This window comes from Natrinema limicola JCM 13563 (assembly GCF_000337475.1).
Taxonomy (GTDB): Archaea; Halobacteriota; Halobacteria; order Halobacteriales; family Natrialbaceae; genus Natrinema; species Natrinema limicola.
Window position 1 is genome coordinate 145,898 of record NZ_AOIT01000017.1, and the last position, 12,156, is coordinate 158,053.

Annotated in this window: 15 protein-coding genes and 1 pseudogene; 6 read left to right on the forward strand and 10 right to left on the reverse strand. The window is 61.9% G+C overall.

Annotated elements, in window-relative coordinates; genetic code table 11:
- Nucleotides 1-133: 133 nt before the first annotated feature.
- Complete coding sequence (locus tag C476_RS04075; protein ID WP_008010125.1) at nt 134-580, forward strand: UPF0179 family protein; 447 nt, start codon at nt 134-136, stop codon at nt 578-580.
- A 221-nt stretch (nt 581-801) separates the two neighbouring features.
- Here the strand turns inward: C476_RS04075 and C476_RS04080 are convergent, their stop codons facing one another.
- Both C476_RS04080 and C476_RS18275 read right to left on the reverse strand, forming a co-directional pair.
- Nucleotides 802-1,152, reverse strand: a complete 351-nt coding sequence (locus tag C476_RS04080; protein ID WP_008010127.1) for a winged helix-turn-helix transcriptional regulator — start codon at nt 1,150-1,152, stop codon at nt 802-804.
- A 108-nt stretch (nt 1,153-1,260) separates the two neighbouring features.
- A pseudogene (locus C476_RS18275) lies at nt 1,261-1,398 on the reverse strand (protoporphyrinogen oxidase); the annotation flags it as partial.
- A 52-nt stretch (nt 1,399-1,450) separates the two neighbouring features.
- Here C476_RS18275 and yqeC point away from each other — a divergent pair.
- Complete coding sequence (gene yqeC / locus C476_RS04085) at nt 1,451-2,197, forward strand: selenium cofactor biosynthesis protein YqeC (protein WP_008010131.1); 747 nt, start codon at nt 1,451-1,453, stop codon at nt 2,195-2,197.
- Nucleotides 2,198-2,208: 11 nt separating this feature from the next.
- Here the strand turns inward: yqeC and C476_RS04090 are convergent, their stop codons facing one another.
- Nucleotides 2,209-2,844, reverse strand: coding sequence for a molybdenum cofactor guanylyltransferase (locus C476_RS04090; protein ID WP_008010133.1), 636 nt, complete (start codon nt 2,842-2,844; stop codon nt 2,209-2,211).
- 58 nt (nt 2,845-2,902) lie between these two features.
- Nucleotides 2,903-3,457, reverse strand: coding sequence for a hypothetical protein (locus C476_RS04095; RefSeq protein ID WP_049911585.1), 555 nt, complete (start codon nt 3,455-3,457; stop codon nt 2,903-2,905).
- A gap of 164 nt (nt 3,458-3,621) precedes the next feature.
- Between C476_RS04095 and fdhF the strand changes: the two genes are divergently transcribed.
- On the forward strand, nt 3,622-5,751 hold the full coding sequence (gene fdhF, locus C476_RS04100) for a formate dehydrogenase subunit alpha (protein WP_008010138.1): 2,130 nt from the start codon (nt 3,622-3,624) through the stop codon (nt 5,749-5,751).
- A 155-nt stretch (nt 5,752-5,906) separates the two neighbouring features.
- Nucleotides 5,907-7,067 carry a glutathione-independent formaldehyde dehydrogenase gene (locus tag C476_RS04105; protein ID WP_008010140.1) on the forward strand — a complete coding sequence of 387 codons (1,161 nt, stop codon included), beginning with the start codon at nt 5,907-5,909 and terminating at the stop codon, nt 7,065-7,067.
- 120 nt (nt 7,068-7,187) lie between these two features.
- Here C476_RS04105 and C476_RS18865 read toward each other — a convergent pair whose 3' ends face one another.
- Nucleotides 7,188-7,349 (reverse strand): hypothetical protein, encoded by a 162-nt coding sequence (locus C476_RS18865; RefSeq protein ID WP_008010142.1) that lies wholly within the window; start codon nt 7,347-7,349, stop codon nt 7,188-7,190.
- A gap of 84 nt (nt 7,350-7,433) precedes the next feature.
- Between C476_RS18865 and C476_RS18870 the strand changes: the two genes are divergently transcribed.
- Nucleotides 7,434-7,592, forward strand: a complete 159-nt coding sequence (locus C476_RS18870; RefSeq protein ID WP_008010144.1) for a hypothetical protein — start codon at nt 7,434-7,436, stop codon at nt 7,590-7,592.
- A 78-nt stretch (nt 7,593-7,670) separates the two neighbouring features.
- On the opposite strand, the gene C476_RS04115 is transcribed toward C476_RS18870, so the two are convergent.
- The 5 genes from C476_RS04115 to lrpA1 all read right to left on the reverse strand — a co-directional run bounded on the left by C476_RS04115 (nt 7,671) and on the right by lrpA1 (nt 11,220).
- Nucleotides 7,671-8,834, reverse strand: a complete 1,164-nt coding sequence (locus C476_RS04115; RefSeq protein ID WP_008010146.1) for a CobW family GTP-binding protein — start codon at nt 8,832-8,834, stop codon at nt 7,671-7,673.
- 176 nt (nt 8,835-9,010) lie between these two features.
- Nucleotides 9,011-9,310: a DUF4242 domain-containing protein gene (locus C476_RS04120; RefSeq protein ID WP_008010149.1), complete on the reverse strand. Its 300-nt coding sequence runs from the start codon at nt 9,308-9,310 to the stop codon at nt 9,011-9,013.
- A 250-nt stretch (nt 9,311-9,560) separates the two neighbouring features.
- On the reverse strand, nt 9,561-10,154 hold the full coding sequence (locus C476_RS04125) for a nitrous oxide reductase accessory protein NosL (protein ID WP_008010150.1): 594 nt from the start codon (nt 10,152-10,154) through the stop codon (nt 9,561-9,563).
- A 23-nt stretch (nt 10,155-10,177) separates the two neighbouring features.
- Nucleotides 10,178-10,705, reverse strand: a complete 528-nt coding sequence (locus C476_RS04130) for an SRPBCC family protein (RefSeq protein WP_008010152.1) — start codon at nt 10,703-10,705, stop codon at nt 10,178-10,180.
- An 86-nt stretch (nt 10,706-10,791) separates the two neighbouring features.
- Nucleotides 10,792-11,220: an HTH-type transcriptional regulator LrpA1 gene (gene lrpA1, locus C476_RS04135; RefSeq protein WP_008010153.1), complete on the reverse strand. Its 429-nt coding sequence runs from the start codon at nt 11,218-11,220 to the stop codon at nt 10,792-10,794.
- 446 nt (nt 11,221-11,666) lie between these two features.
- Here lrpA1 and C476_RS19785 point away from each other — a divergent pair, with 446 nt between their 5' ends.
- Nucleotides 11,667-11,885, forward strand: coding sequence for an ester cyclase (locus C476_RS19785; protein ID WP_160162886.1), 219 nt, complete (start codon nt 11,667-11,669; stop codon nt 11,883-11,885).
- Nucleotides 11,886-12,156: the final 271 nt, after the last annotated feature.

Sequence of the window (12,156 nt, forward strand, 5' to 3'; positions counted from 1 at the left end):
TGTCCGACAGTATGACCAGCGGCGATCGCGACGACTGAGCCGCACGCGACTCGCGTCCGCGTGTTCCGTACCGGGGTGTCGGCCAGCCCGCCGGGACGTGACCCTTAACCGCCAGTGGCGACTACCGATTCCTATGTCGACCGTTACGCTCATCGGCTCTCGGCTGGCTGAACCGGGAACCGAGTTCGTCTACGAGGGCGAAGCCGACGCCTGCGCCGGCTGTCCCTACCGCAGTCAATGTCTCAATCTCGAGCCGGGCAGGAAATACCGCGTCACCGAGATCCGCGAGAACGCCCAGACGCTCGAATGTGCGATGCACGACGATGGCGTCCGTGCCGTCGAGGTCGAACCCGCGCCCACGCGTGCGAACATCACATCGAAGGGCGCGTTCGCCGGCAGTAAGACGAGTCTCCCCGGCCCCTGTCCGTACGTCGCGTGTCCGAGTCACGAGTACTGCGAGCCTGACGGCGTCTCCTTTGATAAGGAATACCGCATTCGAGAGATCATCGGCGAGCCACCGCACGAGATCTGCCATCTCGACCGGTCGCTCGAACTCGTCGAACTCGAGACCGACGACTGAGACGGACTCCTGTCAGTCAGTGCCGGTGGGACCGCAACCCGCACTGCGGTTGCACCGGTAAATCGGTACAGCAGACCGTATGAGACGGTCTGCTACCACTGTGTCCCGGCACACCCCATGACGTGTCGCGGGTGCGCCGGCACTGACTGAGAGGAGTCCGTATGACGGGGCCAGTCAGACAACCGACATATTTAGTCGACGCGTCACGAGCGGAACTGCCATTATGCTTCGAGGTCGTCCTCGTCGAGCCAGGAGCCGGCCCAGCACTCGATTTCGCCGAAGACGGGCTCGAGCGATTCGCCCTTGTCGGTGAGACTGTAATACGTCGCGATCGGCGCGTCTTCCTCGAGTCGGCGTTCGACGAAGCCCATCTCGCCGAGGTCGTCGAGGACACGCGAGAGGGTCCGTGCGTTCGCGCCGGTCGACCGCTTCAGTTCGTTAAACCGCTGTTCGCCGTCCAGCAGTTCGTGCAAGACGGCAAGCCGCCACTTGGAACCGATTTGCTCGAGAGAGGCGATGACGGGACAGGCGTCGGCGGTTTGCTCGTGTGGCGTCGTCTCTGGGGATGACATCGATACGACCTGTCCATCCGTAGTGGGCGGTCGGTCTTAGTGGTTCGGATCCGAACCAGCTAACGAAACGATAGTATTCTCCGGCTCAGCCCCGTCCCGTCTCAGACATCAGTTCGCGTCCGTCGATTCAGGTGGCCCCACACCGAGTCGGCCCTCGACGAACGCAGCGAAGTCCGCAGCGACCGTTTCGACTTCGTCCCAGTCGGTATATTCGTAGTCCCGAGACGTGTCCGTGTCGCCGGTCGCCGCGACCGGATGTGGACCCAAATAATTAGACAGTGTTTGTGGTAGCACCGCTATGGATATCTGCGAGGCGCTTCGGGCCGAATCCGGCGTCGTCGCCGTCGTCGGTGCCGGTGGCAAAAAGACGACCCTCTATACGCTGGCTGCACGGGCCAGCGAGTCGGACCGCCGAGCGGTCGTGACCGCGACAGTTCGGATCCCGATTTTCGACCGCCACGTCGAGGACGTCATCGTCACCGACGAGCCGGTGGCAGCACTCGAGCGTGCGGACGCGTGGCCGGTCGGCGTCGTGCCCGAACGCGAGAGCGAGGATCGGTACGTGGGGTACGATCCCGAGGTAGTCGACGACCTTGCCGCGGTCGACGTCCCCGATGTCGTGCTTGTCAAAGCCGACGGAGCACGGACACGCGAGTTCAAAGCGCCGGGCGAGCACGAACCACAACTTCCCCAATGCACCACGACGGTAGTCCCGATCGCGAGCGTCCACGCAGTCGGAAAGCCACTCGCTGCTGAACACGTCCACCGACCGGAACGAGTGGCCGCGATTACGGGACGCGAACTCGGTGAGACGATCCGACCCGTGGACATCGCCGACGTGCTCGCGAGCGACCGCGGCGGACTGAAAGGGGTCCAGGACGGCGCAACCGTCGTTCCACTGCTCAACAAGGTCGACGACGCGACTCACCGCCGGGACGCCGAGGAAATCGCGACGACCCTCTTCGAGCGAGCCCCAGCCGTCTCCCGCGTGGTGCTGGCACGACTGATCGACGACGACCCGGTGATCCAAGTGCTCGAGCGCTAAGACGCACGAAATCAGTCTTCGAGTCGCCGAGTGGCCGCCTCGAACTCCTCGCGGGTGTTGACGTTCTCGAAGGTCGAAAGCGGTGCCTGATCGTGAATCTCGGCTTCGTCGACGACGACGTACTCGAGGTCGAACAGCGGTTCGATGATCTTTCGCTCGTCGCGCTCGAGTGCGCGTTCGCAGGCGGCGGCCATTGGCGCGGCCCGGTAGACGGCCTGGGTGGTCTGGAACCACTGGTCGTCGAGTCGCGGGACCGCAGCGTCGTGATCGGCCGCGCGGTCGAAGAGGTGTGAAATGAGGTCGGGATCGACGAAGGGCATATCGCAGGCGACGACGGCGGCGTACTCCCCCGTGGCCGCACGCAAGCCGGTCATGATTCCCGCCATCGGGCCGCGGTCGGGGACCGGATCGACCGCAAACGTGACGTCGGGACCGCCCTCGAGTGCCGTGTCGATCGCCGACACCTGCTCGTCCCGGCAGTTGATGACCAGTTCGTCGACGATCGGTGCGAGTCGGTCGACGACACGCCGGATCATTGGCGTGCCGGCGAGGTCGGCGACGGCCTTGTCCTGGTCGCCAAAGCGCGTCGAGTGACCGCCCGCGAGGACGACGCCCGTGCGATCGGTTCGGCCGGTCTCGGGGGGCATGGCCGATCGTTCGTCGAGAACGTGGAAAAACTTCCCGCACGCGACTGGGTCACGCTCGTCACGCCGATTGCCGCCAGAGCGCGCGATACAGCATCCACAGGTCACAGTCGAAGCGGTCGGCCAGCGAGCGACAGCGCTCGAGGTACGTCTCGTATTCCGAACCCGACGGCGGATCCGGATACGGTCGGGAGAGTTCGTTCGCCTCTCGGAGCGCCGCCCACACGCGGGGGCCGACCACGACGTACGCGTCGGGATCGATGAACATGCAAAACGCCGAGGCGACGGGGACGTCGACGGCCTCGAGGGCGGTCAGCGCGTCGATCATCGTGGCAGCATCGTCGGCGTCGACGGCGTCACCGATGGCGTCGCGAACGGCCTCGAAGTCGTTATCCCAGAAGCGCTCCTCGGCGTCCCGTCGCTTGTCGTCGGGATACGCGCCGAGAAAGCGCCGGTAATACCATCTGACGACCCAGGCCGCGTCTCGGCGGCCGTATTCACCCGATGCGAACGCAGCCGGGAGCGTCTCTCTGTTCTCCGCCTCGACGGCATACAGGGGCTCGTGCCGTCGGTAGTCGCGCGCCTGAGATTCCACGACCGACTTCGTAAGCGCCATCGTGTGCTGGTCCCACATGCGGTGCCGTCAGCGTTTCCCCGATCTCGGTAGTGCTCGCGTGAGCCGTCGCCTCTCGAGACGTACCAGTGCCATGGTAGAAAACCTCATACACGCGCGGATGATGGCTGTTACACAACGGGTGCAGCCACCTGGAGGGACCCACAATGTCCAGTGACCAAGAGCCAGTCAAGACGATCTGTCCGTACTGCGGTGTCGGGTGTGGAATCCAAGTACAGCCGGGCGACGAGCCCGGTGACGTCCAGTTCATGCCGTGGGGTGACGCTCCGGTCAACGAGGGCCGGATCTGTATCAAAGGCGGGGCAGCGACGGAGGTCGTCGACCACGAGGACCGCCTGACTGACCCGCTGCTCAGAGACGACAACGGCGAGTTCCGCGAAGCTACGTGGGAGGAAGCATACGAGTACATCGTCGACGAACTCGAGCGGATCCGCGAGGACTACGGTCCGGACGCGATGGGCTTTTTCGCCTCCTCGAAGGTAATGAACGAGGAGAACTACCTGCTCCAGAAACTGGCCCGTCGCTACGGCACCAACAACGTCGACAACTGCACGCGGATGTGTCATGCCTCGACCGTCTGGGCGCTGCGGACCAGCCTGGGCGCGGGCGCGATGACCAACAGCATGCGCGACCTCCGCGAGGAGTGTGATCTGTTCTGGATTCAAGGCGCGAATCCCGGCGAACAACACCCCATCGCGAACAGCCAGTACTTCCGGCAGGCAGTGCTCGAGGGTGCGACCGTCATTCAGGTTGACCCGCACGCGAACAAGACGACGCGGTCGTTCCAGATCGACGACACGGACCGCCACCAACACCTGCAGTTGAACCCTGGGACCGACATCCCGCTTTTGAATATCGTCCTCAAGACGATCCTCGAGCACCACGCGGACCACCCCGACGACGGCTGGATCGACGAGGAATTCATCGCAGAACGCACCGAGGGGTTCGACCACCTCAAAGCGACGCTCGCAGACTTCGACAAGGAGGCAGCAGCCGAGGAGTGCGGCGTTCCGCTCGAGGCCATCGAACTGGCCGCCGAAAAGTACGCGACCGCCGACAACGCGGCCATCTTCACCGGGATGGGGATGAGCCAGCACGCCTGCGGCGTCGACAACGTCCAAAACGAAATCAATCTGGCGCTGATCACCGGCAACCTCGGACGGGCTGGGACAGGTGTCAACCCGCTGCGCGGCCAGAACAACGTGCAGGGGACCTGTGACGTCGGCGCGATGCCGAACGTCCTGCCGGGCTACCAGCTGGTCGACGACGACGAGGCCCGCGAGTCGGTCGAGGACGTCTGGGGCTTCGAGATCCCCGACGAGCCGGGACTGACGAACGTCGAGATTTCTTACGAGGCTGGCGACTCGGTCAAGGGCCTGTATGTCATGGGCGAAAACCCCGTGATGAGCGAACCCGACGCCAACAGCGTCGCCGACCGGTTGGGGGATCTCGAGTTCATGGTCGTGCAAGATATCTTCATGACCGAGACCGCGGAGTTCGCCGACGTGATCCTTCCGGCGACGACCTGGGCCGAACGCGGTGGCACCGTCACGAACACCGATCGGCGCGTCCAACGCATGCGCGGCGTCGGGAAAGTCCACGAGAACACCAAACATGACCGCGAGATCCTGACCGAAGTTGGGATGCGCCTGTTCGACGAGGGGTTCGACTTCGACGACCCCGAGGAGATCTTCGAGGAACTCCGGCAGGTCTGTCCGAGCTACCACGGGATGACCTACGATCTGCTGGGCGAGGAGGGACTGCACTGGCCCTGCTACGAACCCGGCGACGAGGGCGATCCGTTCCTCTACGAGGACGAGTTCGAGACCGAGAGCGGCCTGGGTCACATCGAGGGTGTCGAACACACCCCGCCGGCGGAGACGCCCGACGACGAGTACCCGCTGATCCTCACGACCGCACGGCTCGAGGAACACTACAACACCGGGACGATGAGCACGCGCTCGCCGACACTCAACAGGCAGACCCCGGAGAACTTCGTCGATGTCCACCCCGAAGACGCCGAGCGCTATGGGATCGAGGACGGCGAGTACGTCCGGTTGCGCTCGCGACGCGGCGAGATCACGCTCGAGGCCCACGTTACCGAGGCCACCAAGGAGGGTGTCGTCTGGACGACGCCACACTTCGCCGCCGCCTCGGCGAACAAGCTGACGAATCACGTGCTCGACGAGCGGGCGAAGATCCCCGAGTACAAGGCCGCTGCCGCGGAGATCGACGTCGATATCGAGCCCGTCGATCGAGCGGCTGGCGACGACTGAAGCTCACCAGTGGCAGCCGGGACCAGCATCTCCGGCTCCATCTCGAGTCACGGATCGAACGCGACCGAGTTTCACTGAGCATGGGGTACGACGGCGACGGCAAGTTTTACAACGAGGTTCGTGGTGCGTTGTGTGAGGTTCGATACCTAATGTCAATGGATGCTGTCGTATACCAGGGCCCGCACGATGTAGCTATCGAAGAGGTTGACGAACCAGAGATCGAGCACGAGAACGATGTTCTCGTCGATATCACGACCACGGCGATTTGTGGCTCGGACCTGCACATGTACGAGGGGCGAACCGCAGCCGATCCGGGGATTGTCTTCGGCCACGAGAACATGGGGATCGTCAGCGAGGTCGGCGATGCCGTGACGACCCTCGAGGAGGGCGATCGCGTCGTGATGCCCTTTAACGTGGCCTGTGGCTTCTGTCGGAACTGTGAGAACGGCTATACCGGCTTCTGTACCAACGTCAACCCCGGCTTCGCCGGCGGTGCGTATGGGTACGTCGCGATGGGGCCGTACAAGGGCGGGCAGGCCGAGAAACTCCGCGTGCCGTTCGCGGACTTCAACGCGTTGAAACTGCCGGAAGGCGACGCACACGAGGACTCCTTCGCGCTGCTGGCTGATATCTTCCCGACGGGATGGCACGGCACCCGACTCGCGAACCTCGAGCCCGGCGAGTCGATCGCGATCTACGGGGCTGGCCCCGTCGGCCTCATGGCCGCCTACAGTGCCAAAATACAGGGCGCGTCCGAGATCTACGTCGTCGACCGCGTCGAGAGTCGCCTCGAGATGGCCGAAGACCACTGTGACGCCCACGCTATCAACTTCGAGGAGGGCGACCCGGTCGAACAGATCGTCGATGCCCACGGTGACGAAGTCGACAAGGGCGTCGACGCCGTCGGCTATCAGGCGATCGACCCCGAGACGGATCCGGGCGACGACGCCTACGATCCAGCACGGGAGAATCCCGCGATCGTCCTCAACCAACTCATCGAGACCGTCCGACCGACCGGCCAGCTCGGCATTCCGGGGCTGTACGTGCCGTCCGATCCCGGCGCACCCGACGAGATGGCAGCACAGGGCCGGCTCGGCATCGACTTCGGCAAGCTCTTCGAAAAGGGGCTGAAGCTCGGAACTGGCCAGTGTAACGTCAAAGAGTACAACCGGGAGTTGCGAGACATGATTATCGAAGGACGGGCCGACCCCAGCTGGGTCGTCTCCCACCGCGTCGACTTAGAGCAAGCACCCGAGATGTACGAGAAGTTCGACGAACGCGAGGAAGGCGTCACCAAGGTCTTGCTTGAGCCGTAGCGTTCCGCCCTCGACCACCGTTTTTCGTCCCCTGTCGATCAGAAGCTTGGTCAATGAGTGCCGTCCAGCCGACGAGCCCTGAGACGCGCTTGAGCGTCTGTGGACTGCCAACCGACAGCATCAGCTTCGCAGCCAGGCTTTCGGATGGTCGTCGCGAAGGTGATCCTGATACCGCTTGATCAGCTTGGGGTACGATCCCGCAACCGCATACCAGTCGCAGTGGTCGCATTCCCGTTCGACCGTGTCAGTCGCGCTCTGTACGTATCCGCCGCGTTGGTGCATACTCATCGCGCTCTGCTGTGACGATATAGCCTTTCTGTCTCGGCCGGAGAAACAGGTATGGTCCAGACTGACATAGCCTGCTGCATGTGCCAGTACTGTAACTACTCCTTTCACGACGGCTGGACGCAGCTGCTCGAGTACGACGACGTCTATCAGGACGCCCTCCCCAACCGAGTGACCGACCAGTCAACGCACGGCTTCCACGAGTCTTGGGAAGAACTCAGCGACGAACTCGAGTTGTAGAGCAACGAGTGACGAGAGCGCCACCGCCATCCATGCACCCGATCGCACGACGACCTGGTGATCGGCGTAGAGCGCGGTTCAGGAGGCATCTGAGAGCGGGAACGGATCGGTGACGGACGCTGCCAGCTCGCGCTCGTCGCTATCGATCACACACGCCTCGAGGTCCTTGCGAATCTCCCCTTCGTTCATCGAGCGACCGATGATCACCAGTCGCGTGCGACGGTCGTCCTCGGGCCGCCACTCGCCGATCGGGCCGGCTTGAACGGACGGACCGGCCTGACTGACACCGATCACGTCGTCGTGGGCGGCGACATAACAGACGCCTTTAGCCCGGACGATCGACCCGTCCCAGTCCTCGAGCCAGGCTGCAAGCCGTTCCGGGTGGAACGGCCGGTCGGAGCGGAAGACAAACGACGAGACGCCGTGTCGGTCGGCCACGCTTTGTTCGTCGTCGTGAGTGTGGTCGTGGCCGTGTTCGTCTCCATCTCGATGTCCATCCTCGCCGTGATCGTGTGTCTCACCACGCAGGTGGCGTTTCCACCCTGGCGAGCGCTTTGCCGTCGCGAAGTCGAACGCCCCGGTATCGAGGACGATATCCGGATCCACCTCACAGTAGGTCGTCCGGAGCCGTTTCGCCCGCGGCTGGAGAGTGTCGACGACGGCCTCGATCTCCGCGAGTGCTCCCTCGGGGACCATATCGGACTTGTTGAGCAACAACACGTCGCAGAACTCGATTCCCTCAACGAGAACCTCGCTCAACGGTCGGTCTTCATCGGGCTGGACGGTCTCCGGGAGTTGCTCCCCAGCGTCAAACTCCTTCCAGAACCCGTACGTATCGAGGACGGTCACCATCGTGTCCACCCGGAACAGGCTCGTCGGGTCCACGTCGCTTGCGTCCGTTCCATCAGTGAACACCTGCGCGATCGGAATCGGTTCGCTGATCCCTGACGCCTCGACCAGTAGGTAATCGAAGTCGCGACGCCGTGCCAGTCGCGTCGCTTCCTCGAGGAAATCTCCCCGTAGCCGACAGCAGATACAGCCGTTCGAGAGGTCGACGATGCCCTCGTCGTCGGACTCTCGAGCGAGCAGTTCCGCATCGACGTTGATCTCACCCATATCGTTGACGATCACCGCGACCCGTCGGTCGCCCGGATTCGACAGCACGTGGTTGATAAGCGTCGTTTTCCCCGCTCCGAGATAGCCGCTAACGATAGTTACGGGAATCGTGTCGCTATGAGACATACGATACCAGACATCATGATAGACGCGCTACTAAGTGATCGGGTCGCTCTCGCTGACAGTATCGCACACGAGACTGTCACGAGGCAGCCTCGAGCAATGTGCACCCGCTCTGGATTCGGGTCTTGCGGTTGCCCGATCCGATCCAGACACAGTTCGGACGAGTTTCGATGCGTGGCTTACTCGCCCTCGAGGGGCTCGCCGCGACGATCGACTCGCGTCGCGGGAAGACCGGCTCGATCGGCATGTTCGTGAATTATGTCTTTTTCCTCGGCTCGGTACTGGCAGAACGTTCCCGTGATCTCCCCGTCTTCGTTCATCATGATCTCGGATTCGATCCAGCAGATCTCGTTCCCCTCCGCTCGAAGTTCTTGCAGGACGTCTCCGGATTGCGCAGCCGCATCCTCGAGTTCGTCCTCCGTGATCGGTTCATCGAGTGACCGGAGTATCAGGAAGTCCGTGAGCTCTTGTTCGGACATTGGTGGCATTTCACATGGCATTCTCCGTGCCAATAAAAGTTGGTTTGATAGATAGTGAAACTGCCACGACTTGACGGACGTCATCCCGGAGCCGACCCCTTCGTGCCGCCTCAGGACTGTGCGCTGGCTCGAATGTTGGTATCGCGACGGCGAGTGCAATCACTGGCAGTACCTCGGGGTCGCCGATCACGCTGCTCGTACTCGAGACCCCGTCCCGATTTGAACGCTCTGCTGTCGATGGGACAACGCGTTATTCGTCGGGCAGTCGGCTCTTACGATAGATCTTCGCGATTTCCATGTCGACCTCATCGAGCCCGACAATGATGTCCTCTTCGGGGGACAGATCCTCGGCCTCCCAGCTCTCGAGGAACGCGACGGCATCCTCGCGGTTGGCGTAGGGGCGCGGATCGATCCCCATCGGATCGTCGGCGGCTTCCTTGTCGGTGATGAGAACGAAGTTGGCCGTCGTCGCGTCGACGAGGTCTCCAGTCTCGTAGTCGATCGTCCACGCGCCCTGAATCGGCGAGTCGGGCGTTGACGACACTTTGTAGGCGAACAGACAGCCCGGCAGATCGAAGACGGCCGCCTGTCCATTCTCGTGGACGAGTTGGCTGTTGCCAAAGTACTTCGTCACCGGCATGCCACAGACATCACACCGTTGAGAGTCAGTAAACTCAACTGGCCCTTCCTCGACACCCTCGATCGAGGGTTCGTACACCTGTGCCTGTTCGTCGCCACCGTCTTCGGAGTCGTTTCCACCGAGACAGCCGGCAATGCCCGCTGTCGCGCTGACTCCCAGCGCGCCCAGCAGCCGACGCCGCCCGAGTCCGTCGTGTTCGCACATACACGCCTTTAGCTACCCGGCGATCAAAACCGACGTGGTTCAGGTGTCGAATCGGCCGTACGGCCGTCTCCGTTCTCGAGTTGCGCTTTCGCCATCCGGTGGCGTGCGCGAAACATGGCCTCGAACCCGGGCTTCGAGAACAGTTCAGCGACGTCGCCAAGTGGACCGAACGGAAGGTCATACTCGACGCGATCCCGGATGACAGTTCGATCGCCATCGGCGAAAAAGCTGTGCGTGTGCTCCCACCGGTCGAATGGCCCGTGAACCATTTCGTCGCGAAAGTACGCCGAGCCGTCCTCACACTCGCGATCCGTAATCACCGAGGTCCAGTGCTGGCGTGGCCCGACGCCAAACGGCTGGATCGACAACGCGACCTCCGAGCCGGGCTCGAGTACGTCCGGTTCCGACTGACCATCCGGTCCGAGCACGCGCTCGACGCGCAAGCCCAGCCAGTCGGGAGTCACCCCCTCGAGGCCGGTGATCCGAGAGTGAAACGCCCAGACGTCGTCGAACGACGACCGGACCGTCGTCTCGCGTTCGTACGTTGGCATGGATGCGTCTACGGTTCCCAACCTGAAAACATCAGTCCCGAAATCGGCGGCGACGGAACACGCCAAGCGGTGTCTGTTCCGCTGTCTTACTTCAGTCGCTCCTGCAGGAACGACGGGTGAGCTGCGGTGACGCCGTCGATTTCGAGCAGCTCCTCGGAGATTATCTCGCCGAGTGCGTCGCCGTCTTCGGCACGCACCTCGGCCATCAGCATGTGGTCGCCGCTTGAACTATACAGCGCCTCGACCTCCTCGAGGTTCTTGATCGCCTGCGTGGCCTCGACGTAGCGTTCGCTCGCGACATCGAGCCCGACCAGCGCGATCGTCTGGCTCGAGAGCTTCTTTGGGTCCACGTCGGCCGAGTAGCCGACGATAACGCCGTCGTCTTCGAGCTGATTAATGTACTTTCGAACCGTGGGTTTCGAGACGTTCGCCCGCTCGGCGATCTCAGCGTAGGACGCCTGTGCGTCCTCCTCGAGCACCTCGAGAATGCGATCTTCCGTCGCCTGCGTACTCATAGCAGTACGTTTTGCTTCGATGGGAAAATATCTTTTGTATACGGAAACGACGAATATCCAATCAGAAGGGGCCGAAACTGCAGCGGCGAGCACGGCGCTCGCTGGTAGTTTAGTTAGCCGATTCGCCGCTCTTGAATCACTAGATGGCGTCGTGGTAGGCCGGGAAATCAAACGGAGCTGAAACGAGAGAGTGACAGTTTGGATGAACATCACCATCTACTTCTCTGGAAATGGTCTCGAGCCGAGCGTGAAGCGTGGGCAAGAGCAACGCGGACTATACGACGATGTCTATTCGACCGAGTACGTCCTACACAGTCCGCTGGGCGATTAAAAGTTAGCCAATATGAAAGAAACCATTAATACGGGTTCCTGTCACTGAGTCCCGGCGCACCCGCAGGACAGTTTCGGTCCCACTGGCACTGACTCCCAGCAGACTATATGAGACCGTGCGAGCAGGAAACTCGGACTTCGAATTCACGCTTATGAATGTCATCGACGAAGGCGACAAGATCGTTCTACAGTACACCATGGCCGGGACAAACGGCCCGTCTCTTCTCCCAGAAGAACCAACTAGCAAGCCATGGGAGGGCTCGAGGATCACAATATGCCGATTTGAGGATGAAAAGATAATCGAACAGTGGATAACTTCGACTACATCGATGTAATGCAACAGCTCGGCTTGATTTCTTCGGGCCCAACAGAATCAGGCGCGTAATCCCAAAAGCGGTATTGTCTGGGTTGACAGAGGTCCGCTGGATCCTAGGTCTAGATAATTCATGAGATTTATAGTTGTCTCTCTATCTGGTATGTCGTGTGGTATTACCTACCTTTGAGGGAAGGGGTTCGTAGGCCTTAAGTAGTGTTCGGCGATTCTGTTTTAGTACGAAGAAGATGAGGACCCCGCCCCTGCGGTCCGCCGTACAGACGGGATCTGAT

Bases quoted from the DNA above. Each gene is read 5' to 3' on its own strand.
- C476_RS04075 (WP_008010125.1), top strand. From the start codon at position 134: ATGTCGACCGTTACGCTCATCGGCTCTCGGCTGGCTGAACCGGGAACC.
- C476_RS04080 (WP_008010127.1), bottom strand. From the start codon at position 1,152: ATGTCATCCCCAGAGACGACGCCACACGAGCAAACCGCCGACGCCTGT.
- yqeC (WP_008010131.1), top strand. From the start codon at position 1,451: ATGGATATCTGCGAGGCGCTTCGGGCCGAATCCGGCGTCGTCGCCGTC.
- C476_RS04090 (WP_008010133.1), bottom strand. From the start codon at position 2,844: ATGCCCCCCGAGACCGGCCGAACCGATCGCACGGGCGTCGTCCTCGCG.
- C476_RS04095 (WP_049911585.1), bottom strand. From the start codon at position 3,457: ATGGCGCTTACGAAGTCGGTCGTGGAATCTCAGGCGCGCGACTACCGA.
- fdhF (WP_008010138.1), top strand. From the start codon at position 3,622: ATGTCCAGTGACCAAGAGCCAGTCAAGACGATCTGTCCGTACTGCGGT.
- C476_RS04105 (WP_008010140.1), top strand. From the start codon at position 5,907: ATGGATGCTGTCGTATACCAGGGCCCGCACGATGTAGCTATCGAAGAG.
- C476_RS18865 (WP_008010142.1), bottom strand. From the start codon at position 7,349: ATGCACCAACGCGGCGGATACGTACAGAGCGCGACTGACACGGTCGAA.
- C476_RS18870 (WP_008010144.1), top strand. From the start codon at position 7,434: ATGTGCCAGTACTGTAACTACTCCTTTCACGACGGCTGGACGCAGCTG.
- C476_RS04115 (WP_008010146.1), bottom strand. From the start codon at position 8,834: ATGTCTCATAGCGACACGATTCCCGTAACTATCGTTAGCGGCTATCTC.
- C476_RS04120 (WP_008010149.1), bottom strand. From the start codon at position 9,310: ATGTCCGAACAAGAGCTCACGGACTTCCTGATACTCCGGTCACTCGAT.
- C476_RS04125 (WP_008010150.1), bottom strand. From the start codon at position 10,154: ATGTGCGAACACGACGGACTCGGGCGGCGTCGGCTGCTGGGCGCGCTG.
- C476_RS04130 (WP_008010152.1), bottom strand. From the start codon at position 10,705: ATGCCAACGTACGAACGCGAGACGACGGTCCGGTCGTCGTTCGACGAC.
- lrpA1 (WP_008010153.1), bottom strand. From the start codon at position 11,220: ATGAGTACGCAGGCGACGGAAGATCGCATTCTCGAGGTGCTCGAGGAG.